The organism is Pseudomonas sp. ZL2 (assembly GCF_054788455.1).
On the sequence record NZ_JBGOGX010000055.1, the window covers coordinates 25,492 to 48,332 of the forward strand.

The 22,841-nt window shown below is 63.5% G+C and carries 15 protein-coding genes and 1 pseudogene; 4 read left to right on the forward strand and 12 right to left on the reverse strand.

The genetic code is table 11. The annotated features are described in order from the left end of the window. Positions 1 to 126: 126 nt before the first annotated feature. Together ABM562_RS25110 and ABM562_RS25115 are read right to left on the reverse strand one after the other, a co-directional pair. On the reverse strand, positions 127 to 1,041 hold the full coding sequence (locus ABM562_RS25110; RefSeq protein ID WP_115086802.1) for a site-specific integrase: 915 nt from the start codon (positions 1,039 to 1,041) through the stop codon (positions 127 to 129). Between the two features lie 181 nt (positions 1,042 to 1,222). After that, positions 1,223 to 2,014, reverse strand: coding sequence for a hypothetical protein (locus ABM562_RS25115; protein ID WP_115086803.1), 792 nt, complete (start codon positions 2,012 to 2,014; stop codon positions 1,223 to 1,225). A 131-nt stretch (positions 2,015 to 2,145) separates the two neighbouring features. Here ABM562_RS25115 and ABM562_RS25120 point away from each other — a divergent pair, with 131 nt between their 5' ends. Next, positions 2,146 to 2,793, forward strand: a complete 648-nt coding sequence (locus tag ABM562_RS25120; protein ID WP_460423719.1) for a DUF1345 domain-containing protein — start codon at positions 2,146 to 2,148, stop codon at positions 2,791 to 2,793. Positions 2,794 to 2,802: 9 nt separating this feature from the next. Here the strand turns inward: ABM562_RS25120 and ABM562_RS25125 are convergent. Then, positions 2,803 to 3,975: pseudogene (locus ABM562_RS25125) on the reverse strand (pyridoxal phosphate-dependent aminotransferase); the annotation flags it as partial. Between the two features lie 308 nt (positions 3,976 to 4,283). Here ABM562_RS25125 and ABM562_RS25130 point away from each other — a divergent pair. Continuing rightward, entirely contained in the window at positions 4,284 to 4,544 is a 261-nt protein-coding gene (locus tag ABM562_RS25130; RefSeq protein ID WP_115086805.1) for a DUF1652 domain-containing protein, read from the forward strand. Here the strand turns inward: ABM562_RS25130 and ABM562_RS25135 are convergent, their stop codons facing one another. The 9 genes from ABM562_RS25135 to ABM562_RS25175 all read right to left on the reverse strand — a co-directional run bounded on the left by ABM562_RS25135 (position 4,545) and on the right by ABM562_RS25175 (position 20,903). Then, positions 4,545 to 6,629, reverse strand: a complete 2,085-nt coding sequence (locus ABM562_RS25135) for a putative bifunctional diguanylate cyclase/phosphodiesterase (RefSeq protein WP_115086806.1) — start codon at positions 6,627 to 6,629, stop codon at positions 4,545 to 4,547. Between the two features lie 270 nt (positions 6,630 to 6,899). Beyond that, on the reverse strand, positions 6,900 to 8,405 hold the full coding sequence (locus tag ABM562_RS25140) for an efflux transporter outer membrane subunit (RefSeq protein WP_460423721.1): 1,506 nt from the start codon (positions 8,403 to 8,405) through the stop codon (positions 6,900 to 6,902). Next, positions 8,402 to 11,509 carry an efflux RND transporter permease subunit gene (locus tag ABM562_RS25145; RefSeq protein WP_115086808.1) on the reverse strand — a complete coding sequence of 1,036 codons (3,108 nt, stop codon included), beginning with the start codon at positions 11,507 to 11,509 and terminating at the stop codon, positions 8,402 to 8,404. Before ABM562_RS25145 ends, ABM562_RS25140 begins: the two co-directional genes overlap by 4 nt. A 121-nt stretch (positions 11,510 to 11,630) precedes the next feature. Beyond that, a complete protein-coding gene (locus ABM562_RS25150; protein WP_115086809.1) occupies positions 11,631 to 14,726 on the reverse strand; it encodes an MdtB/MuxB family multidrug efflux RND transporter permease subunit in 3,096 nt (1,031 codons plus the stop codon). Next, complete coding sequence (locus ABM562_RS25155; protein ID WP_460423723.1) at positions 14,723 to 16,006, reverse strand: MdtA/MuxA family multidrug efflux RND transporter periplasmic adaptor subunit; 1,284 nt, start codon at positions 16,004 to 16,006, stop codon at positions 14,723 to 14,725. Before ABM562_RS25155 ends, ABM562_RS25150 begins: the two co-directional genes overlap by 4 nt. Before the next feature lie 291 nt (positions 16,007 to 16,297). Continuing rightward, positions 16,298 to 16,798 carry a thiol peroxidase gene (gene tpx, locus ABM562_RS25160; protein WP_115086811.1) on the reverse strand — a complete coding sequence of 167 codons (501 nt, stop codon included), beginning with the start codon at positions 16,796 to 16,798 and terminating at the stop codon, positions 16,298 to 16,300. Between the two features lie 159 nt (positions 16,799 to 16,957). Beyond that, a complete protein-coding gene (locus ABM562_RS25165) occupies positions 16,958 to 18,235 on the reverse strand; it encodes a serine/threonine transporter (RefSeq protein WP_115086812.1) in 1,278 nt (425 codons plus the stop codon). Positions 18,236 to 18,485: 250 nt separating this feature from the next. After that, positions 18,486 to 19,679, reverse strand: coding sequence for an amino acid aminotransferase (locus ABM562_RS25170; protein ID WP_115086813.1), 1,194 nt, complete (start codon positions 19,677 to 19,679; stop codon positions 18,486 to 18,488). Between the two features lie 198 nt (positions 19,680 to 19,877). After that, positions 19,878 to 20,903 (reverse strand): Ldh family oxidoreductase, encoded by a 1,026-nt coding sequence (locus tag ABM562_RS25175; protein ID WP_233674137.1) that lies wholly within the window; start codon positions 20,901 to 20,903, stop codon positions 19,878 to 19,880. Positions 20,904 to 21,052: 149 nt separating this feature from the next. Between ABM562_RS25175 and ABM562_RS25180 the strand changes: the two genes are divergently transcribed. Both ABM562_RS25180 and ABM562_RS25185 read left to right on the forward strand, forming a co-directional pair. Further along, entirely contained in the window at positions 21,053 to 21,922 is an 870-nt protein-coding gene (locus ABM562_RS25180) for a MurR/RpiR family transcriptional regulator (protein ID WP_115086815.1), read from the forward strand. A gap of 34 nt (positions 21,923 to 21,956) precedes the next feature. Then, positions 21,957 to 22,715, forward strand: a complete 759-nt coding sequence (locus ABM562_RS25185; RefSeq protein WP_010222010.1) for a transporter substrate-binding domain-containing protein — start codon at positions 21,957 to 21,959, stop codon at positions 22,713 to 22,715. The last annotated feature ends 126 nt before the right edge of the window (positions 22,716 to 22,841 follow it).

Here is a 22,841-nt window from a genome sequence, read left to right on the forward strand (position 1 = left end):
AGCTGGCTTGCCAGCGATCGAGTGCAAAGCGCTCGCATTCCAGTCAGTACATGGTGCACTGACTGTACCGGCCTAATCGCTGGCAAGCCAGCTCCCACAGGGGGCGTAGGCTGCAGGGCCCACCGGTCAGTAATCGTAGCGATCCACCGCCCGCCGCCGCTCGTTGTCATCGCGCATGTCGTAGTTGGCGGTGGTCTGGATGTTGGTGTGGTGGGCAAGCTTTTGCGCGATCGACAGGTCATGTTCCTCGATCACCCGGGTGATGAACGAGCGGCGAAAATCATGGGGCATGATCTTCACGCCGACCTGGGTGCCGCGCTGACGGGCAATGTAGTAGATCGCGTGCTTGGTGATGCGCTCGCGGGTGATATGGCTGCCGCGGCGGATGCGGTTGAACAGGAACTCATCGTCAGCCTGCCCTTCAGGCAACTGCTCGCGGCGAAACGCCAGCCAGGCATTGAGCTTCTCGAAGGCCCAGGGCGGTGCGTACTTGATCAGTTGCTTGTTGCCTTTGCCCAGCACCTGCAGGCTACGTTCGTCGAAATCCACCTGGCTTAACGTCAGGTTGACCGACTCCGACTTGCGCATGCCGGTGCCGTACAGCAAGGCGATTACCGCCGCATCACGCAGGCCCTGGGGCCGCGGGTCGGCGGCGCAGGCATCCATCAGTTCGCGGATCAGGCTGCGCTTGAGGTTGCGCCCGGCCGGCAGGCGCGTGCCCTGGGTCGGCTTGACCGTGCGAATCTTGAGCAACTGCTCCTGGCTGATCAGGCTCAGGCGCCACGCCTCGTTCATTACCCCACGCACCGCGTTGACGTACAGCGACGAGGTGTTCGGCGCATAGCCGTCGGCGCGCAAGGCCGCCACCAACGCGGTGACATGCCCGGGTTCAAGCTGGTGCCAGGGCACCTCGGCAATATCGCAATCCTCGAAACCCAGGCGGTCGGCGGCATCCTGGAGGATGTACTTCATGGTCAGCTGGCTGGAGGGCGCCAGGCGGGCGAGGTATTGCAGCAAGGGGTTTTGCAGTGAATCGGACAAACCGGGAATCCTGTAGAGCGCAACAGAGGTCAGGGGCCTGCAACGGGCCAGTCTGACTCGTCACAACGCCGCGGCAACTGACCTGCATCACAATCAGGTCATTGATTGGCAAGTCTTTTTAGCCACGGCAAGAATCCCGATAGTACCTCATCGATGCCCCCGGAATCGATTGAGGGCAATTTCATGGCACCGGATCTTCCACGTACAGCTTTACCGTCTCCCGGGTCAGCGACAGCACTTCATGGGTCAGGCCGTCGAAATCGCTCTCGCCATGCTCCAGGTAGCCGTCACTGCGTTTGACCACGTACGGCACATAGCCGCGCGGTTTGCCGGTGTCGGTGTCGATGATCTGCATCCGGTCACTGTAGAGCGGCAACGGGTCGATCAGCGGCACCAGGGGCGCACGACCGACCACTATCGGGTCGGGCACCCACTCCGGCAGCCGGTCGCGGTGCTTGGCCACTTCGCTGAGCACCTGGGCGACCGGCAGTTGCATGGTTTTCGAGTAGTAGGCGTTGTAGGCGAAGGCGGTAATGCTCAGCTTGCAGGGGATGCTGGTCTTGCCCTCCAGCAGGCGATGGATTGCCGGCTTGAGCAGCGCCGTCTCGGTAGAACGGTCCGGGGTGGTCTTGTTGAAACGTGCCCAGACCACATAGTTGTAGCCCCGAATTTCAGAAATGCCCTCGAAGTCCACCCCGCCACCCAGGTTGTAGATCATTGCATGACCGACAGTGAAGTCCTGGTCGTCACCCAGGGCGCACTTGAGCCACTCACCGATCTGGCCATCGCCGGTGTGCCGTTTGAACAGGCTGACAATCTCTTCGTCGCTGCGAAAGCGCAGGTAATAGGAGCCGTCGTGATAGGTGAAGGAGCTGAACTCCAGCGGCATCGATTCGATACCGTGGCTGCAACCGCCGAGCGACAGTGCAGCGCCCAGGGCACAAGCGGCCAGGCGAAAAGAAGGGGCAAACAAAGGCGGCGTCATCCATGAGCATACAAGGCGCGCAAGGATGCCCAAGGCCACGCCTGCCAGCAAGCATTTCCGTGTCCGGTGGCCGCAGCAATGGGCTACAGTTGCCCAGGTACCCCCCGACCTGAGACACCATGGCTTTCCATCGACTGACCCGCACCCACCCGCGCCTGAGCTTTTCTGCCGTCGCCGGTTGCCTGGGGGGCTGGCTGATTCCCGCCGACAACCTGGTCCAGCATATTCTTACCGGCTGGAACATCGGCGTCTGGCTGTACCTGCTGCTGGTGCTGTGGCTGACCTTGCGCGCCAGCCCCGAGAAGGTTCGCGAAGTCGCCTGCATCGAGGATGAAAACGCCGGCCTGGTGCTGTTCACCGTCAGCATCGCGGCGATCGCCAGCCTCGCCGCAGTGACCCTGCAACTGGCCGCCAGCCGAGGGCTGGCCGGTGGCCCGCAACTGCTGCACTACGCCTACACCGGCTTCACCGTCGCGGGCTCCTGGCTGATGATCGGCATGATCTTCAGCCTGCACTACGCCAGGCTGTTCTACACCGCCGGCAGCAAGGAGCCTTTACTGCGCTTTGCCGACGGCGAGCTGAACCCCGATTACTGGGACTTTCATTATTTCTCGTTCACCCTCAACGTCGCGGTGCAGACTGCGGACGTGGGGGTTGCCGATCGGCAGATGCGCCGCATCGTCCTGGCCCACTCCCTGGTAGGCTTCGTGTTCAATACCGCGATTCTGGGCTTTACCATCAACATCGCGGCCGGTTTGCTGAACTGACGGCAAGCCTTCAAGGACTTGTACGGCGCAGCGGGCAATGCGCTGGCAGGCCTGCTCCAGGCGTTCGCTATCAAGCACCAGGCCAAAGCGCAGGTGCCCAGCGGCGCTGGGGCCGAAAGCATCACCGGCCAGCACCGACACCCCATGTTCCTCCAGCAGGCGCTCGGCAAAGGCCTGGGCGCCGATTCCGGTCTCGCGGATATCAATCATCACGAACATGCCGCCATCGGGCTTGTGCACGCGGATACCCGGGCAGCCTTCGAGGCTGGCGCAAACCCGGTCGCGCCGCTCGCGGTAGGTTTCGCGCATCTGCCGCACCTCGGGCAGATCCTGCTCCAGCGCCACCTGGGCGGCGTTCTGGATAAAGTCCGGCAAGCCATAGAGCATGCACAGGGCCAGGTTGCCCAGGTGCTCGGCCAATACCTGCGGACCAATCACCCAGCCTACCCGCCAACCGGACATCGCGTGGGACTTCGACAGGCTGTTGATGGTCGCGCTGCGTGCGGCCATGCCCGGCAGGCTGGCCGGGCTGAAATGCTCGCCCTCAAACAGCAGCTCGCTGTACACCTCATCGGAGATCAGCCACAGGTCGTGGTCGATGCACAACTGCGCCAGGCGCTGCCAGGTGGCCTTGGGCAGGCTCGCGCCGGAGGGGTTGTGCGGACTGTTGAGCAGCAAGGCGCGCGTGCGTGCGGTGATCAGCCGGGCGACATCGTCGGGGTCGACCCGAAAGCCCTGCTCCGGGTGCACCGGCACCGGTACCACCCTCGCGGCGCAGGCGCCGAACACGGCCTCATAGGTGACGTACATCGGCTCGGCGACGATGACTTCATCACCCGGGTCGAACAGGCACTGGGCCACGCCATACAGCGCGCATTGCGCACCGGCCAGCACCACGACTTCCAGCGGGTCGACCGGCTGCCCACTGCGGCGGGTGTGGTGAGCGGCGATGGCGCTGCGCAAAGCCTCGCTGCCGCGCACGTCGGAATAATGGGTATGGCCGGCACGCAGGCTGTCGATGGCGGCGTCGACGATGGGTTGTGGCGTATCGAAATCCGGGTCACCGATCGATAGCAGGATGATATCCCGGCCCTGGCCTTGCAGTTCGACGGCGCGGTAGTGAATGTTCCAGGCTGCAGCACCGTCACCGGCGATACGTTGGGTGAGCGCGGAATAACGCATGGACGGTCTCCTTGACTGAACCTGGACGCGCCATTGGTCTGAAACTCCCTGGCAAGCATCCCAGCCGACTGCCGGTAAAAATAGCAGAACGGTATTGCCCGACGCGGGGAAATATTCCGTGCAAACGTTTGCCTGGCAAACAAATGTGTTCGCCCTGCCCTGCACCGCGCGTGACCTGGGTCAAACAAACGAAAAACCGTCATGATCGGCGGCGGACACTGATGCCGGTGATGCTATGTTTAGGTTTCTGTCCGGGTCACCTCGGCCCGCCCACTCTTGCGTGAGGTTCACCGTACAAGGAGGCCGGCATGAACAAGCTGACGTTCCCCAACGCCTGCCAGATGATGCGCTGGCATTTTCATCCGCTGGGCTTCGAGGCCAGCATGGACGCTCCGCGAAGCATGGTTGCGCGCCTGTTCGACCGGGCCACCGGCGAAACCCTGCTGGCGATTGCCGGCATTCCCTGTGCCACGCTGATGCAGGCGGCTGACGTCGAACGCATCATCGAAGCGGTGGAGGCGGAACTCGACGCCTTCGAACCCTCCTGCAACCTGCGCGCCGTCGGCTGATCAGCTGGCGGCCAGGGGCTCGCGCCCTCGCTCGATATCGGCAATGAAGCGCTCGGCCGGCTGTGGCTGGCCGAGCAGGTACCCTTGCAAGGAATCACAACCCAGCCGGGTCAGGAAGCTCTGCTGGCGATCGGTCTCTACGCCTTCGGCAACAATCCGCAACCCCAATGCCTGCCCTAGCGCGACAATCGCCGAGACGATGGCGGCATCGTCGCTGTCCTGCTCCAGGTCGCGAACAAAGCCACGGTCGATCTTCAGCTCGTTGGCCGGCAGACGCTTGAGGTACATCAGGCTCGAATAGCCGGTGCCGAAGTCGTCGATGGACAGGTCCACCCCCATGTCTGCAAGCTGTTGCAACACTTGCATGCTGGCGTCGGCATCGCGCATGGCGGTGGTTTCGGTGATCTCCAGGGTCAGGCTGTTGGCCGGCAACTGATGGCGCTCCAGGACCTTGGCCACGCTCTCGACCAGCCCGCTGTGGCAGAACTGGATGGCCGAGAGGTTCACGGCGATGCGCCAGTCGCTGTGGCCCTGGTCGATCCAGATGCGCATCTGCCGACAGGCCTCGTCCAGTACCCACTCGCCAATGGGGATGATCAACCCGGTTTTCTCCGCCTGGACGATAAAGCGGTCCGGCAGCAGCAGGCCGTGCTGCGGGTGTTCCCAGCGCAGCAGCGCTTCGGCACCGATCGGCTGGCAGTTGTGGGCATCGAACTTGGGCTGGTAATACAGGCGGAACTGGCCCTGCTCCAGGGCCACGCGCAAATCCTGCAGCAGTTGCAACTGCAGGCGCGCGTTGCTGTTCATTGACACGTCGAAGAAGCTGTAGCCGTTCTTGCCGGCGCTCTTGGCGTGGTACATGGCGGCATCGGCGTTGCGCAGCAGCTCGTGCTGGTCGATGCCATTACCCGGGTACAGGACGATACCGATGCTCGCCGAGATCTGCAGGTTCTGCTCGGCAACGCGAAAGCTGCGCGAGATCAGGTTGACCTGCTTGGCCGCCACGCCCACGGCGTCATCGGCTTCCTGCAGGTCCACCAGCAGCACGAACTCATCGCCGCCGATCCGCGCCAGGGTGTCCTGGCTATGCAGATGTCCGCGCAGGCGCAGGGCGACTTCCTTGAGCAACTGGTCGCCCATATGGTGGCCGAAGGCATCGTTGACCGGCTTGAAGCCATCCAGGTCGATGAACATCAGGGCGAAACAGCCACCCTGCTCGGCCACCTTGCTGATCGCCTGGTCGATTCGGTCGGCCAGCAGCGTGCGGTTGGGCAGGCCGGTGAGCGTGTCGTGCAGGGCCAGTTGGGTGAGTTCCTGATTGGCCAGGGTCAGCGAACGGGCAAGTTCGGCGGTCCGGGCTTCCAGGCGAGCATCCAGCACCGAGGTCAGCAAGGCCGCGGCCAGCACCGCCAGGGTGGTAATCAGCACCAGGTAATCCAGGCCGTTGCCGCTCAGGCCATTACCCAGGGCGCCGCAGTAACTGCCTTCAGGGAAGTTCGCCGCGGCCATGCCGGTGTAATGCATGCCGACGATTGCCACGCCCATGACGATCGCCGCGCCGCCACGGATCTGCCGCACGTAGAGGGTCTGCTGGCGCAGGCGGAAGGCGATCCACAAGGCCGCCGCCGAAGCGCCGACGGCGATCAGCAACGAGGCGCTGAACAACGTTGGGTCGTAGTCGATGCCCGGCGCCATGCGCAGCGCGGCCATGCCGGTGTAATGCATGCTGCTGATGCCGGTGCCCATGATCAGTGCGCCAAAACCCAGCTGCAACCAGGGCAAGGTCGGCTGGCTGACCAGCCACAGGGCAAAGCCCGACGACAGCCCGGCGATCAGCAGCGACAGCAAGGTCAGGGTAATGTCATAGCCCAGCTCGATCGGCAGGCTCAGGGCGAGCATGCCGATAAAGTGCATCGACCAGATCCCGGTGCCCATGGCCAGCGCCCCGCCAGCGATCCACAGGTACACCGCACGGCCCTTGGCGGTGGTGATCCGGCCGGTCAGGTCAAGGGCGGTATACGAAGCAAGGATGGCCACACACAGCGAAATCAATACCAGCGAAGAAGAGTAACTACCGATCAGCATGAGGCCTTCCACAACCCGTAGACCGGGCACTGGCAAGGCCCGGATAAAAGCCGATGATTGTACTCAACCTTTGGCGAAACGCACGGAGTTTCGGTGGAAGATGGCAATAACGAATCATCGCCTCTTCAGATGATTTCTAGAATATATTTATCATATAAAACAGTAAGTTAAGATCAAAAATTAAAGCCATATGGCAGAATTCAATGCAATCTGCATCGAAAGCCGCCATACCGAACATATGACTTTAACAAGTTTATCTATTCACTTGTTTTATAAGGATTTATCTTCATCTTCCTGCTCAACAAACGCCGCCTGCGAGTCCCAGCCACCGCCCAGCGCCGCAATCAACTGCACGCTGGCCACCAGCCGCCCCTGCAGCAGGTTGAGCACGCTGCGCTCGTTGCTCAGGGCGGTGGTCTGCACGTTGACCACGTCCAGGTAGGCGATCAGCCCGGCCTTGTACTGGTTGTTGGTCAGGCGCAGGGATTCGCGGGCCGAGTCCAGGGCTTCGCTGCGCACCCGGGCTTCGTCTTCGTAGACCTTGAGCTGCACCAGGTAGTTTTCCACTTCCTTGAAGCCGTCGAGCACGGTCTGGCGGTACTGGGCCACGGTCTGGTCGTAGACCGCTTCGCTGCGGTCCACTTCGGCGGCGCGCTGGCCGGCGTCGAACAGGGTCATGGCCAACTGCGGGCCGACCGACCAGAAGCGATTCGGCAGGCTGATCCAGTCGCTGAAGCTGCTACTGCTGTAGCCACCGCTCATGCTCAGGGTCAGGTCCGGGAAGTAGGCGGCGCGGGCCACGCCGATGCTGGCGTTGGCCGACATCACGTTGCGCTCGGCCTTGGCGATGTCGGGGCGGCGTTCCAGCAGTTGCGAGGGCAAGGCCAGCGGTACCTGCGGCAGTGCCGGGATGTCCTTGCTGTCGGCCAGGGCGAACTCGGCCGGGGCCTTGCCCAGCAGCACGGCGATAGCGTTTTCCAGTTGCGCGCGCTGCCACACCAGGTCGATCAGGTCGGCCTGGGTGCTTTTCAGCTGGGTTTGCGCCTGGGCTACCGCGTCCTTGCCCGAGACGCCGGCACGGTACTGGTTCTCGGTCATTTTCAGCGAACGCTCATAGGCCTCGACGGTGGCCTCGAGCAGGCGCTTCTGCTCGTCGAGCACCCGCAGCTGCAGGTAGTTCTGCACCAGCTCCGACTGCAGGCTCAGGCGGATCGCCGCCATGTCGGCAAGGCTGGCCTCGGCGCTGGCCTGGTTGGCGGCCAGGCCGTCACGCAGCTTGCCCCACAGGTCGACCTCCCAGCTCACCCCCAGCTGGGTGCTATAGGTGTTGCGGATGCCGCTGCTGTTGTTGCTCAGGCTCGAGCTTGAGCTGCCGGTGCCCTGGCTGGAACGGGTCTTGCCGGCCGACAGGTCGAGGCTTGGGAACAGTGCGCCACGGGCGCTGCGCACCAGGGCCTGGGCCTGGCGGTACTGGGCTTCGTACTGGGCGACGGTCTGGTTGCTGGCATTGAGCTGCTCGACCAGGCCATTGAGCTGGGCGTCGCCGTACAGCTCCCACCAGGCGCCGCGGGCAATGGCGTCCGAAGGGTTGGCCTGGGTCCAGCCTTCGGCGTGCTTGAACGCCACCGGCGCCGGGGTCTCGGGCCGGTGGTAATCCGGGCTCAGGGTACAAGCGCTGAGCATCGCCAGGCACAGGGCCGAGGCCAGCAGGCGCGAGCCGCGGGCAGCCAGCAGCGGCTGCAGCGAACGGTCGGAAAAAAGCGGACGTCGGGTCATAGCGGGGTTTCCAAAGCAGCGTCGGTACGCACGCCGCGCCAGCGGTTGAAGCGATGGCGCAGGCGGTCCAGATAGAGGTAGACCACCGGGGTGGTGTAAAGCGTGAGGATCTGGCTGAAGACCAGCCCGCCGATGATGGTCAGGCCCAGTGGCTGGCGCATCTCGGCGCCTTCAGCGTGGCTGAGCAGCAGCGGCAAGGCGCCGAGGATGGCCGCCAGGGTAGTCATCAGGATCGGCCGCAGGCGCAGCAGGCAGGCACGGCGGATCGACTCCTCCGGGCTCAGGTGCTCGTGACGCTCCAGTTGCAGGGCCAGGTCGATCATCATGATCGCGTTCTTCTTCACCACGCCGATCAGCAGGAACAAGCCGAGCAGGGAGATCAGGCTGAACTCGCTGCCGACCACGTAAAGGGTCAGCAAGGCCCCTACCCCGGCCGATGGCAGCGTCGAGAGGATGGTCAGCGGGTGAATGTAGCTTTCGTAGAGGATGCCCAGCACCAGGTACACCGCCAGCAAGGCGCCGAGGATCATGAACGGCTGGCCCTTCTGGCTTTCGGCGAAGGCATCGCCGGTACCGCCGAGCTTGGCGATCACGTCCTCGGGCAGGCCGACCTTGGCCACCGCCCGCTCCACCGCAGCCAGGGCCTGGTCCTGGCTGTAGCCTTCGGCGATGTCGAAGTTGATGCTCTCGGAGGCGAACTGGTCCTCGTGGCTGACGCGGTCGTCGGCCAGGCTGTTCTCGTAATGGGCGAAGGTGGCCAGCGGCACCCTTGCGCCATCGGCAGTAATCACCTGGACCTGCTCCAGGGTACGCGGGTCCTGGGCGTACCTGGGGTTGATCTCCATCACCACCTGATACTGGTTGAGGCTGTCGTAGATGGTCGAGATCTGCCGCTGGCTGTAGGCGTTGTTGAGCACCGAGGTGACCATGCTCATGTCGATGCCCAGGCGCTTGGCCTGCTCGCGGTCGACCACCAGGGTTATCTGCTGGGTGCCACCCCCCTCGCGGGCGTCGATGGCAGTCAGCTCCGGCAGCGCCTTGAACGCAGCGACCACCTTCGGGTACCACTCGCGCAGGGCCGACAGTTCGCTGCTTTGCAGGGTATAGAGGAACTGCGAGCTGCTCTGGTCGCGGCCGCCGCCGAACTGCAGGTCCTGGTCGGCCATCAGGAACAGCCGCCCGCCGGGCACCTTGGGCATCTCTTTGCGCAGGCGCTCGATGATCTTCTGCGCCGACACCTTGCGCTCGCTGAGTGGCTTGAGGCGCACGATCACCATGGCGTTGTTGGTGCCGCTGTTGCCGCCGATGAAGCCGGCGACGCTTTCCACCGCCGGGTCGGCCAGCAAGGCGCGGCGGTAGATTTCCATCTTCGGCTGCATCACCTGGAACGACAGGCCGTCGTCGCCGCGGACAAAGCCCATCAGCTGGCCGGTGTCCTGCTGCGGCAGGAAGGTCTTGGGCACCACCACGTACAAGGCAATGTTGACCGCGATGGTCACCAGCAGGCTCAGCAGGGTCAGGCGCCGGTGGCGCATCACCCAGTCCAGGCTGCGCCCGTAACCGGCCATCATGCGCTGGTTGAGCTGCGCGCTCCAGCGTTGCAGGCGAGTCTGCTCGCCCTCTGGCTGGGCTTTGAGCCAGCGTGCGCAGAGCATCGGCGTGAGGGTCAGGGAGACCAGCAGCGACACCAGGATCGCCACCGCCAGGGTGATGGAGAACTCGCGAAACAGCGAACCGACGATACCGCCCATGAACAGGATCGAGACGAACACCACCACCAGCGACAGGTTCATCGACAGCAAGGTGAAGCCGACTTCCTTGGAGCCCAGGTACGCGGCGCGCATCGGCGGCACGCCCTCGTCGATATGCCGGGAGATGTTCTCCAGCACCACGATGGCGTCGTCGACCACCAGGCCGGTGGCGAGAATCAGGGCCATCAGCGACAGGTTGTTCAGCGAGAATCCGCACAGGTACATGGCCGCAAACGTGCCGACCAGCGACACCGGCACCGCCAGGGTCGGGATCAACGATGCGCGCAGGTTGCCAAGGAACAGGAACACCACCAGGATCACCAGCACCACGGCGATGATCAGGGTGTGCTCGGCTTCCTTGAGGGTCGCCTTGATCACCGGCGAGCGGTCCATGGCCACGTCCAGCTTGACGCTGGCGGGCATCAGCGACTCCAGGGCCGGCAGCTGCTCCTTGATCTTGCTTACGGTCTCGATGATGTTGGCGCCGGTCTGGCGATTGATCACCAGCAGCACCGCGTCCTGATCGTTGAAGAACCCGCTGTTGTAGCGGTTCTCCACCGCGTCGCTGAGCTTGGCCACGTGGCTCAGGCGCAGCACCGCGCCGTCCTGGTAGCGAATCACCAGGGGCTCGTAGTCCTTGGCTTTCTCCAGTTGGTCGTTGGCCTGCACCTGCCAGTTGCGCTGGCCATCTTCGATAAAGCCCTTGGGCCGGCGCTGGTTGGCATTGGCGATGGTCTGGCGCACGTCATCGAGGGCCACGCCATACTGGTTGAGCAACTGCGGCTCGAGTTCGACGCGCACCGCCGGCAGCGAACTGCCGCCGATCTGCACCTCGCCTACCCCCGGCACCTGGGACAGGCTCTGGGACAGGATGGTCGAGGCCAGGTCGTACAACTGGCCCTTCTGCAGCACGCTGGAGGTCAGTGCCAGGACCATGATCGGCGCCTGGGACGGATTGTATTTCTTGTAGGTGGGCATGCTGCGCATGCCGCTGGGCAACAGGTTGCGCGAGGCGTTGATGGCAGCCTGCACCTCGCGCGCCGCCGCGTCGATGTCACGGCCCTGGTCGAAGCCGAGGATTACCCGGGTCGAGCCCTGGCTGGAACTGCTGGTCAGGGTGTTGACCCCGGAGATCGCGCCCATGGAGCGCTCCAGCGGCGTGGCCACGGTCGAGGCCATGACCTCGGGGCTGGCGCCCGGCAGGCTGGCCTGGACCACGATCACCGGGAACTCGATCTGCGGCAGCGGCGCCACCGGCAACAGGCCGAAGCTGACGCCACCCAGCAGCATGATTGCCAGGCTCAGCAGCATCGTCGCCACTGGGCGGGCGATGAACGGAGCTGAGAGGTTCATGGGTGGCTCCAGTTGCAAGCTGCAAGCTGCAAGCTGCAAGCAACTTGAGGTGACCTTCGATGCACAGATCGAACACCGGACCGCTTGCAGCTTGCAGCTTGCGGCTTGTAGCTGGCGCCGATCATACCAAGTCTCCGGTCAAGCCACGGGAGCGAAGGCGCCTCGACAACCGATCGAAGTACAAGTAGATGACAGGCGTAGTGAACAGCGTCAGCACCTGGCTGACCAGCAGCCCACCGACCATCACCAGGCCCAGCGGCTGGCGCAGTTCGGCGCCGGAACCGGTGGCGAGCATCAGCGGGATGGCGCCGAACAACGCTGCCAGGGTGGTCATCAGGATCGGCCGGAAGCGCAGCAGCGCCGCCTGGTAGATCGCCGCCTCGGGCGCCATGCCCTGGTTGCGCTCGGCCTCCAGGGCGAAGTCGATCATCATGATCGCGTTCTTCTTGACGATACCAATGAGCAAAATGATGCCGATGATGGCGATCATGCCCAGGTCGTTGCCCGAGAGGATCAACGCCAGCAAGGCGCCCACCGCCGCCGACGGCAAGGTCGAAAGGATGGTCACCGGGTGGATGTAGCTCTCGTACAGCACACCGAGCACGATGTACATGGTCACCACCGCCGCCAGGATCAGCAGCAAGGTGCTCGACAGCGAGGCCTGGAAGGCTTCCGCCGCGCCCTGGAAGCGGGTTTGCACGCCCACCGGCATGCCGATGTCCTGCTGCACCTGCTCGATGACCTTGACCGCCTCACCCAGGGCCACGCCATCGCCCAGGTTGAACGACATCATCACCGCCGGGAACTGGCCGATATGGGCAATCGCCAGTTGCGCCTGGCGCTGCTCGATGCGCGCCAGGCTCGACAGCCGCACCTGGCCGCCGTCGCTGGCCTTGACGTGAATCTGCTCCAGCACCTGCGGACCGATGCTGGACGCGGCCTCGGCCTGCAGCACCACGCGGTACTGGCTGGCCTGGGTGTAAATGGTCGAGATCTGCCGCTGACCGAAGGCATCGTACAGGGCGTTGGTGATGTCGGCGACGTTGATGCCCAGGCGGCTGGCAGCGTCGCGGTCGATCACCAGGAACACCTGCAGGCCCTTGTCCTGCAGGTCGCTGGCGACATCCGTCAGCTCCGGACGCTGCTGCAGGGCATCGACCAGCTTGCCGCTCCACTGCGCCAGCAGCTCGGCATCGGGCGATGACAAACTGAACTGGTACTGGGTGCGGCTGACCCGGTCTTCGATGCTCAAGTCCTGCACCGGCTGCATGAACAGGCGGATGCCGACCAGCTTGTCGACCTCCCCCTGCAAGCGGGCAATTACCTGGGTAGCAGTGAGGTCACGCTCGCCATGGGGCTTGAGGTTGATCAGCAGGCGGCCGCTGTTGAGGGTGGCGTTGTCACCATCGACGCCAATATAGGACGACAGGCTCTGCACCGCCGGGTCCTTGAGGATCACTGCGCTGAGCTCCTGCTGGCGCTGGCTCATGGCGGTGAACGACACCGACTGCGGTGCCTCGGAAATACCCTGGATCACCCCGGTGTCCTGCACCGGGAAAAAGCCCTTGGGCACCACCAGGTACAGCAGCACGGTCAGCCCCAGGGTCGCCACGGCCACCAGCAGGGTCAGCGGCTGGTGCTTGAGCACCCACTGCAGGCCGCGGCCGTAGTAGTCGATCATCCAGTCGATCCAGGCACCGCTGGCCCGGTAGAAGCGCCCTTGTTCTTCTTCCTTGGGCTCGCGCTTGAGCAAGCGCGCGCACATCATCGGCGTCAGGGTCAGCGACACCACCAGGGAAATCAGGATCGCCACCGCCAGGGTAATGGCGAACTCGCGGAACAGCCGGCCGACCACGTCGGCCATGAACAGCAGCGGGATCAGTACCGCGATCAATGAGAAGGTCAGCGAAATCAGGGTGAAACCGATTTGCCGGGCGCCCTTGAGCGCGGCTTGCATCGGCGTTTCGCCCTCTTCGATATGCCGCGAGATGTTCTCCAGCATGACGATGGCATCGTCGACCACAAAGCCGGTGGCAATGGTCAGGGCCATCAGGGTCAGGTTGTTGATCGAAAAGCCGGCCAGGTGCATGACCGCAAAGGTGCCGATCAGCGACAGCGGCACGGCCACCGAGGGAATGAGGGTGGCACTGAAGCGGCGCAGGAACACGAAAGTGACCATGACCACCAGGACAATGGCGATCAACAGCTCGTGGCGTACGTCCTTGACCGAGGCGCGGATGGTCTGGGTGCGGTCGGTAAGCACACTGACGTCGAGGCCCGCCGGCAGGTTGTCGGTGATCGACGGCAGCATGGCCTTGATCCGGTCGACCACCTCGATGACATTGGCCCCGGGTTGGCGCTGGATGTTCAGCAGCACTGCCTGGTTCTGGTTGGCCCAGGCCGCCAGGCGCTCGTTCTCGGCGCCGTCGACGATCTCGGCGACGTCTTTCAGGCGCAGCGGCGCGCCGTTGTTGTAGGCGAGGATCAGGTTGGCGTATTCCTCGGGCGAACGCAGCTGGTCGTTGGCGTCGAGCATCGATACCCGGGTCGGGCCATCGAAGTTGCCTTTGGGCTGGTTGACGTTGGAAGCGCCGATCAGGGTGCGCACGTCAGCCAGGTTCAGCCCGGCCGAAGCCAGGGCGTCGGGGTTGACCTTGATCCGCACCGCCTGGCGCTGGCCGCCGGCGATGCTGACCATGCCGACGCCGCCAATCTGGGCGATCTTCTGTGCCACCCGGGTGTCGACCAGGTCGTTGAGCTTGGGCAACGGCATGGTTTTCGACGAAATCGCCAGGGTCAGCACCGGTGTGTCTGCCGGGTTGACCTTGTTGTACACCGGCGGTGCCGGCAGGTCGCTGGGCAGCAGGTTGCTGGCAGCGTTGATCGCCGCCTGCACCTGTTGCTCGGCAACGTCCATGTTCATGTCCAGGCTGAAGCGCAGGGTCAGCACCGAGGCGCCACCGGAGCTGGTCGAGGCCATCTGGGTCAGCCCGGGCATCTGCCCGAACTGGCGCTCAAGCGGCGCGGTGACCGCGCTGGTCATCACCTGCGGGCTGGCGCCGGGGTACAGGGTCATGACCCGGATGGTCGGGTAATCGACCTGGGGCAGTGCCGCCACCGGCAGCATCTTGTAGGCGATCAGGCCGGCCAGAACGATGGCCAGCATGCTCAGGGTGGTCGCCACCGGGCGCAGGATGAACAGCCGCGAGAGGTTCATGCGCCGGCCTTGCCCTGTTCAGCGGGAGCGACGGAGGCGTCTTTTTTATCCTGGCCCTGCAGGTGCTGGCCGGGGGTGACCGGTACTTCGGCGCTGTCGTTGACCACCTCGACGTCACTGCCATCACGCAGGCGGTCGGTGCCTTCGAGCACTACCCGCTCGCCCTGGGCCAGGCCCTCGTTGACTACGGTGTGGTCGCCATCGCTGGCGCCGAGGGTAAGTTTGCGGATACGCACCTTGTTGTCGCCTTCCATGACATAGACGAACGAGCCGTCGGTGCCGAACTGGATCGCCGCTGACGGTGCCAGCACCACGCCCTTCAGGGTATCGGCCAGCAGCCGCACGTTGACGAACTGGTTGGGGAACAGCGCTTCCTCCTGGTTCTCGAAGAAGGCCTTGAACTTCAGGGTGCCGGTGGTGGTGTCGATCTGGTTGTCGAGGCTGCGCAGCACGCCGACTGCCTGTTGCTTGATATCGCCACGGTCCCATGCTTCAACGGGCAGCTGAGCGCCGCTGCGATAACGCGCCAGCACCGTGTTCAGCTCCGTTTCAGGCAAGGTGAAGGCCACGGTGATCGGCTGGGTCTGGGTGATGACCACCAAGGCGGTGGTGTCGTTGGCCGCCACCAGGTTGCCGACGTCAAGCTGGCGCAAGCCCAGGCGGCCGTTGATCGGCGCGCGGATACGGGTGAAGTCGAGGTTGAGCTTGGCGTCACCCACCGCCGCCTGGTTGGTCTTGATCGTGCCCTGGTACTGGCCGACCAGTGCTTCCTGGGTGTCCAGCGTCTGCTTGGCGATGCTGTCTTCGGCGTACAGGCCTTTATAACGCTGCAGGTCGATCTGGGCGTTTTTCAACTGCGCCTGGTTCTGCGCCAGCGTGCCTTCGGCCTGTTGCAGGGCGATCTGGTAAGTGCGCGGGTCGATCTCGGCCAGCAGGTCACCGGCCTTGACCTTCTGCCCTTCCTGGAAATTGACCTTGACCAGCTCGCCGCCCACCCGGCTGCGCACATTCACCGTGTTGGTCGCGGTCACCGTACCCAGGGCCTTGAGGTACACCGGGAAATCACCCACCGTCGCCGATTCAACCCGTACCGGCACCGGCCCACCGAACGCGCCAAAGCCCGGCCGTCCGCCCTTGCCGCCTGGCGCAGCGCCGGCCTTTTGCGCGGCCGGCGACGGCCACAGCCACCAGCACAGGCCGGCGACCAGCAACAGGATCAGCAGGCCGACAAGCCAGCGACGAGGGGAACGGGAACGAGAAAGCATCGGGTGATCGACCATTGTGCGGGAAAGAATTCTTTTGAGGAGGCTGAACGATAAGCACTGAAGACGGATAAGCAAAGCGCCTTTACCGGCACTTTACCTTGAGCTTACGTTGCTAAAGTAATGAACTATAAATAAAAACGGCCTGGACGAGGGCCAGGCCGCAACAACTCTTAGCAATTATTAACAATAATCGCGTCGCCTTCATCGCCGGCAAGGCCGGCTCCCACAGGAACAGCGTACGCAGGTGCATTGTGGGAGCTGGCCTTGCCAGCGATGGGCTGCGCAGCAGCCCCGGCGGGGTCGCTATTACTTCAGGACTGCCAAAGCAGCCTCATAGTTTGGTTCTTCGGCGATTTCGCCAACCAGCTCGCTGTGCAGCACCTTGTCGTTCTCATCCAGCACCACCACGGCACGGGCAGTCAGGCCGGCCAGCGGGCCGTCGGCGATTTCAACGCCGTAGTTGCCGAAGAACTCACGGCCGCGCAGCAGCGACAGGTTCTGTACGTTCTCCAGGCCTTCAGCACCGCAGAAGCGCGCTTGAGCGAATGGCAGGTCAGCGGAGATGCACAGCACGACGGTGTTGTTCAGTTCACCAGCCTTCTTGTTGAAGGTGCGCACGGAAGTCGCGCAGGTCGGGGTATCGACGCTTGGGAAGATGTTCAGCACTTTGCGCTTGCCGGCCAGGGAGGCCAGGGTCACGTCGGCCAGGCCAGCACCAACCAGGGAAAACGCAGGTGCCTGGGCGCCTACTTTCGGCAGTTCGCCTTTGACCTGAACCGGGTTGCCTTTGAGAGTCACTTGAGCCATGAACGAAGTCCTTATGCGGGGGTGAGTAAAGGACCAGAGTTAACCATGAAAGTGCCCGTCTACCTATGGGCCAGTGTTAAATTGTTGAATTGCCAGACAACTTTTGTGGACAATCTTTAGTTGTTCGGGAGCCGATTGCCGGCTCCCGAACCCAGCGGTTTAACTCAGCAGCGAGTAAACCAGCGCCGAAATGGCCACCAGGCCCACGGCGACGACGAAGACGTTGGACATCTGCCCGCGGTACTTGCTCATGGCCGGCACCTTGCGGATGGCGTACATCGGCATCAGGAACAGGATCGCGGCAATGACCGGGCCGCCGAAGCTTTCGATCATGCCGAGAATGCTCGGGTTGAGGGTGGCGACGATCCAGCAGATGACCAGCATGAAGGCCGCGGTCATGCGATCCAGGGCCTTGGCGCCAGGGCGCTTGCCGGTCTTGACGACCAGGCCCTTGAGGCCTTCGCTGGCGCCAATGTAGTGGCCCAGGAACGACTTGGCGATGGCGATGAAGGCAATCAGCGGCGCGGCGAAGGCGATGGTCGGGTTACTGAAGTGGTTGGCCAGGTACGACAGGATCGACAGGTTCTGCGCCTTGGCCTCGGCCAGTTGCGCCGGGGTCAGGGTCAATACGCAACTGAACACGAAGAACATCACCATGGCCACCATCAGCAGGTGGGCACGGCACAGGATCTGCCCGCTGCGTTCGTCGGCGTGCACGCCATAACGGCGCTTCTGATCAACGGCAAAGGCCGAGATGATCGGCGAATGGTTGAACGAGAAGACCATCACCGGGATCGCCAGCCACAGGGTGTGCAGGAACGCCGAGCCCGATGGCAGTTCGGTAGCAGTGCTGAGGATGCCGCCGTTCCAGTGCGGAATCAGGAACACCGCCAGGAACGCCAGGGCGACGATGAACGGATAGACCAGCCAGCTCATGACCTTGACCGTGGCCTGTTCGCCACAGCGCACGATGGCCAGCAGGCCGAGGATCAGCACAAAGGACAATACCGCGCGCGGTGGCGGCTCGATGTGCAGCTGGTGCTCCATGAAGCTGCCGACGGTGTTGGTCAGGGCCACGCTATAGATCAGCAGGATCGGGAAGATGGCAAGGAAATACAGCAGGGTGATCAGGGCACCGGCGCTGAGGCCGAAATGCTCCTCGACCACGTCGGTGATGTCGGTGCCGTCGCGCCCGGAGAGCACGAAGCGGGTCAGGCCGCGGTGCGCGTAGAAGGTCATCGGGAACGCCAGCAGCGCCAGGATCAGCAGCGGCCAGAAGCCGCCGAGGCCGGCGTTGATCGGCAGGAACAGGGTCCCCGCGCCAATCGCCGTGCCAAACAGGCCCAGCATCCAGGTAGTGTCCTGACGGGCCCAGCTGCCGAGGGCGGCGGGGGTCGATTCGAAGCGTTGTTCAACGCTTGGGGCCTGCTCATTCATCCGGGTGCAACTCCACTCGCAAGACTGCAACAGGGCTGAGAGTGGCGAAACAGACGCCTCACCCCTCTTAGCCATACAAAGAGGGGCGCGATTGTGCGCCGTTTGGTTGCACTTGCAAAGCCCTGGCCGAGGAGTGGTTGCACCTTGGGCTGAAAGCATCGCGGGGCAAGCCCGCTCCCACCGGAACCACTCCATCCTTGAAATCAGGTGAGTAGCGGTGGGAGCGGGCTTGCCCCGCGATTGAAGTGACTTACTGAACCGCAGCGAACGCCTTGGCCACTTGCTGCAGGTTGTCCGGACGCAAGCCGGCCATGCACACCCGGCCGCTGTCGATCAGGTACACCCCGAACTCGTCACGCAGGCGCCGCACCTGCTCGACGCTGAAGCCGGTGTAGCTGAACATGCCGCGCTGGCGCAGGAAGAACTGGAAGTCCTGCCCCGGCAGCAGCTCGGCCAGGGTATCGACCAGAGCCTGGCGCATGTCGAGGATACGCAGGCGCATCTTCTCCACTTCCGCTTCCCACTGGGCGTTGAGCTCAGCATCACCGAGCACCGCGGCCACCAACTGGGCACCGAAGCTTGGCGGGCTGGAGTAGTTGCGGCGCACGGTGGCCTTGAGCTGGCCGAGCACGCTTTGCGCGGTGTCGGCATCATCACAAACCACCGACAGGCCGCCGACCCGCTCGCCATACAGCGAGAAGATCTTCGAGAACGAGTTGCTCACCAGACACGGCACGCCGGCGCGGGCCACTTCGCGAATGGCATAGGCATCTTCAGCCAGGCCTTCGCCAAAGCCCTGGTAGGCGATGTCGAGGAACGGGATCAGGTTGCGCGCCTTGACCACTTCAATCACTTGCTGCCATTGCGCCTGGCTCAGGTCGACCCCGGTGGGGTTGTGGCAGCACGGGTGCAACAGGACGACGCTGTTGGCCGGCAAGCCCTTGAGGGTGCCGAGCATGCCGTCGAAGTTGACGCCGCGGCTGGCCGGGTCGAAGTACGGGTAGCTGTTGACCTTGAAACCTGCGCCTTCGAAGATCGCCCGGTGGTTGTCCCAGGTCGGATCACTGACCCACACCTGCGACTCGGGGAAGTAGCGCTTGAGGAAGTCGGCACCGACTTTCAGCGCGCCGGAACCGCCGACCGTCTGCACGGTGGCGACGCGGCCGCTTTCAACGGCTGGATGGCCAGCACCGAACAACAACGCCTGGATCGCCTGGCGGTAGCTGCTCAGGCCTTCCATCGGCAGGTACATCGAGGCTTCGTGAGGCTGGGCGGCAAAGCGCTGCTCGGCTTCGCGCACCGCGGCCAACTGTGGCACCACGCCTGCGGCATCGTAATACAGGCCGATACTCAGGTTGACCTTGGCGGCGCGGGGATCGGCCTTGAAGGTCTCCATCAGGGAGAGAATCGGATCGCCGGCATAGGCATCGACATGTTTGAACACAGCGCACAGCTCCTTGGGTCAGGACAGTTCGGACTAAAAGCTGTGTCGAGGATACCTGTACCTGAGGCCGAGGAACATTACCTCTGGTGCAACTGATCAGTGCAGGTGTGCACAGCTATCGCTGGCAAGCCAGCTCCCACAATGATCAGCAAAAACCCTGTGGGAGCTGGCGTGCCAGCGATAGCGTGCTCAAGTTCACTACTGGGCCAAGCCCTGCAACTGCTCAAGCTCCGCCACTGTCAGCGTCACGCCCTGCTTTGCCGACTGCTCACGCTCACGGAAGCGGCGCTCGCCCGGCAGGCGCTGCAAGCCCACCGCCTGCATCTGCCGCACCAGGTCACGGCTGCGTTCGGCAAAGCGGTTGCCCACCGACCTGGCCGGGTCGATGACGATGATCAGTTGCCCGGTCCAGGGCGTCTTCGCCCCTGGGTGCTGCGACCAGTCGAACTCGAACGAGAAATTGCCGCCGGTCAGCGCCGCCGCCAGCAGTTCGACCATCATCGACAGCGCCGAGCCCTTGTGCCCGCCAAACGGCAGCAGCGCACCGCCGTCGAGAATCGCCTGCGGGTCGCGGGTCGGCTCGCCTTTGTTGTCGACGCCCATGCCTTCAGGCAGCAGTTCACCCTTGCGCGCGGCGATCTGCACATCGCCGTGAGCCATGGCGCTGGTGGCCATGTCGAAGACGATCGGGTCGCTGCCGGCGCACGGCGCGGCAAAGGCGATCGGGTTGGTGCCGAACAACGGTTGCTGGGCACCATGGGGCACCACGCAAGTCATGCTGTTGACCACGCTCAGGGCCACCAGGCCTTCATCGGCAAAGGGCTCGACGTCCGGCCACAAGGCGGCGAAATGGTGGGAATTGTGGATCGCCAGCACGGCAATCCCGGCACTGCGAGCCTTCTCTACCAGCAGCGTGCGGGCTGCCGCCAGGGCCGGCTGGGCAAAACCGCCCTTGGCGTCGACGCGCACATAACCGCTGGCAACATCTTCGACTTCGGGTACGGCCTGGCCATTGACCCAATGGCTGGCCAGGGTCGAGACATAACCGGGAATACGGAACACACCGTGGCTGTGCGCGCCATCGCGCTGGGCGCTGGCGCAGTTGAAGGCCAGGACCCGGGCCACCGCTTCGCTGCAACCATGACGGACGAAAATGCGCTGCAACAAGGCCTGCAGGTCGGCAAAAGCAATCTGCGCGACAGCAGTGTCGGGACGTGCGGACATCTGAAGCTCCCTTATTGGATTTGGAGTGGGCGACAGCGATGGGCAATGGCCAGACTTTCCTCCAGTGACAGCAAACTGTCAAATATTGACTTGATGACAGAAAACATTCATTTTCTGATTCACCTGCCGCCGCCTTCGAGAATCGCCCTGTGAGCCAACCGATCAAACAGCGCCTGGAACACAGCCTGCACAACGCAGCAGCGTCCGGGCGCAAGATCGCCAGCCACATGCTCGCCAACCTCACCGACCTGCCCTTCGAAACCTCCGCAAGCCTTGCGGCAAAAATCGGCGTCAGCGAGTCGAGTGTCGGGCGCTTCTGCCGCTCGTTGGGTTACGAGCACCTCAAGGCCCTCAAACATGACCTCAAGGACGATCTGGGTGAAGGCCCGTGGCTGGTCGGTGATCGTCTGCAAGAATTTCGCCAGCAGCACGGCAAGGACGCCGCCGGCCTTGCGCGCAGCCTTGAACAGGAAGTTGGCGCGCTGGTGCGGGTTTACGAATACAGCCGCACCGCGGCGTGGGACACCGTCAGCCAGCGCCTGGCGCAGCGACGCAAGGTATTCGTCGCCGGCTTTCAAACCGAGCGCGGCATCGCCCAGTGCATGGCCCACCTGCTGCAGTACCTGCGCGATGGCGTGCAGGTGGTCGATGGCAGTGCCGGGCATTTTGGCGAGGTACTGCTCAGCGCTCCGGCCGATTGCGCCCTGGTGGTGTTCGAGGCGCGCCGCTATTCCCGCCATGCCCTGACCCTGTGTCGCAAGGCGCATGCGGCAGGCATTCCGGTAACCCTGGTTACCGACACTTTTTGTGACTGGGCCGATGCCAACGCCAGTGAGGTGTTTCGCATCCCCACCGAATTCAATCTGTTCTGGGAGTCCACCGCGACGATGCTGTCGTGGGTACACCTGATGGTCAACGAGGTCTGCAAGAAGCTAGGACCGGATGTTGAAAAACGCTTGGAAGCAACTGCAGCTCTACACAACGAATTCGTTGGCTACACGTCAACGAGCAAACAATAGCAAGAGTGCAAACAACAACAGATCGAGGTGTGTCATGAAACCCGTTATCCGCTTCGCAGGGGCTTGCGCCCTGCTGCTCGCCGGCTCGACCATGGCCCAGGCCGAAACCCTGAAGATCGCCACCGAAGGCGCTTACCCTCCGTTCAACTACGTCGATTCAGACAACAAACTGCACGGCTTCGACGTCGACATCACCCACGCCCTGTGCGAGCAGATGAAGGTCGAATGCACCCTGGTGGCCCAGGACTGGGAAGGCATCATCCCGGCCTTGATGGCGAAGAAATACGACGCCGTGGTGGCGTCGATGATCAATACCGAAGAACGGCGCAAGAAGATCGCCTTCACCAACCACTACTACAAGACCCCGTTGTCGGTGGCCGTGGCCAAAGACAGCGAAATCACCGACGCGCAGACTGACTTCAAAGGCTACACGGTCGGCGCGCAGTCCTCCTCGACCCAGGCCATCTACGCCGAGGACGTCTACGGCAAGGCCGGTGCCGACGTCAAACTCTACCCGACCCTCGATGAAGCCAACGCCGACCTCGCCGCCGGGCGCCTGGACGGGGTGATTGCCGACAAGTTCCCGCTGACCGAATGGCTGGGCAAGGCCGGCAAGGACTGCTGCAAGATCCTTGGCGACGTCAACGGCACCAAGGCCGACGCCTCGATTGCCGTGCGCAAGGAAGATGAAGCGTTGCGCGAACGCCTGAACAAGGCCCTGGACGCAATCGTCGCCAACGGCACCTACCAGAAGATCGCCAGTCGTTACTTCGACTTCGATATCTACCAGTAAATCTCACGTCCTGTGAGGGACCTGTGGGCGCTGGCCTTGCCAGCGATGCAGACGCCGCGCACTGACTGACTGCGTGTCGATGCCATCGCCGGCAAGGCCGGCTCCCACGGGGCTGTGTGTCTGTCT